Source organism: Acidovorax sp. KPB24-03, from assembly GCF_057546605.1.
Genome location: NZ_BAAJYR010000615.1, coordinates 1 through 1,534, shown reverse-complemented (window position 1 = coordinate 1,534; position 1,534 = coordinate 1). Strand labels below are relative to the sequence as shown.

Here is a 1,534-nt window from a genome sequence, read left to right as displayed (position 1 = left end):
GCTTCGGGGTCGGGGTCGAGTTAGGGGTGCGTGAGGACATGGGTGGAGGCGGCCGGCGAAAGGGTGGGGGCGGGTCGGGGCCAGGGCGCCCGCCGCCGCGAGTGGGTCCAGTGTGCGCAGTGGCGCGGGCCCGCCACATGCGGAATTCGCGCGTGCTTATGCGGTTTTTTGGCCGATGCGCGCGCCGCGGCCTGCCGGGCGGGCATGGGGCGCGGTGCAACCCGCGTCGCCGTGGGTTGCACCGGCCCGCCGCGCCGTGCGCGCAGCGGCCTGCTGCGTGATTCGTGCGCAATTTGCTGCTTGCCTGCGGCGGCTGGTGCAGGCCAGCCGGCCGGTTTTCAGGGGCACGCCAGGGGCACGCCAGGGGCGGCAGGTTTCTCATAAAAATAGACGAATAACGTTCTTGGCCGTGCGGCAAGCCGCGCCCGATACTGCGCCGCACCATCACCGCATTCACCGGGAACCCACCACCATGCAACGACGCACCCTGCTGTCGGCCGGCGCCGCAGCGCTGGCCGGGCCACTGGCCTCGCACACTGCGCACGCCGCGCAGCCGCTGAAGGAACTGCGCCTGGACTACGCCACCTATTCGCCCTCCAGCCTGGTGCTGCGCCGCTTTGGCTGGCTGGAGGAGTCGTTCAAGCAGGACGGCACGGCCGTGAAGTGGGTGTTCAGCGCGGGCAGCAACCGCGCGCTGGAGTATTTGAATGCGGGCAGCATCGACATCGGCTCGTCGGCCGGGCTGGCCGCGCTGCTGTCCAAGGCCAACGGCAACCCGATCCGGGCACCGTACATCTTCTCGCGCCCCGAATGGACGGCGCTGGTGGTGCGCAAGGATTCGCCCATCCAGTCCGTGAAGGAACTCAAGGGCAAGAAGGTCGCCGCCACCAAGGGCACCGACCCGTACCTCTTTTTGCTGCGTGCGCTGCAGGTGGCCGGTTTGAAGCGCAACGACGTGGAGATCGTCGCGCTGCAGCACGCCGACGGCCGCACCGCGCTGGAACAGGGCCGCGTGGACGCCTGGGCGGGGCTCGATCCGCTGATGGCCGCCAGCGAGCTGGATGCGGGCTCGCGCCTCATCTACCGCAACGTGGCGTTCAACACCTACGGCTTTTTGAATGTGCGCGAAGAGTTCCTGGCCCAGCGCGCCGCCGAGACGCGCCGCGTGCTGGCCGGCTACGAGCGAGCCCGCCAATGGATTCTGGCTAACACCACCGAGGCGGCCAGGATCCTCTCGGAAGAGGCCAAGGTCAGCCTGCAGGTGGCGCTACTGCAGCTCAAACTGCGCACCGACCTGTCGAACCCGCAGCCGTCTCAGGAGCACATCGCCGCGCTGCAGGGCGCTGCGCCGTTGCTCCTGTCCGAAGCGCTGGTGCGGCCCGGCACGGCGTTGAACAAGGTGGTCACCGACCTGGTGGACACGCAGTTCGCGCGCGGCGTGACGAACGCGCCGGCGGCCTCGCCGGCCTGAGCGCGCCATGTCCGCCCACCCGCAGGAATGGTCCGGCATCGGCCCGGCCGTGGAGCCCGCCCG

At 69.9% G+C, this 1,534-nt stretch carries 1 protein-coding gene; it reads left to right on the top strand.

The window, feature by feature from the left end:
• The first annotated feature begins 472 nt into the window (after positions 1 to 472).
• Positions 473 to 1,471 (top strand): aliphatic sulfonate ABC transporter substrate-binding protein, encoded by a 999-nt coding sequence (locus AC27KI_RS24525; protein ID WP_487116365.1) that lies wholly within the window; start codon positions 473 to 475, stop codon positions 1,469 to 1,471.
• The last annotated feature ends 63 nt before the right edge of the window (positions 1,472 to 1,534 follow it).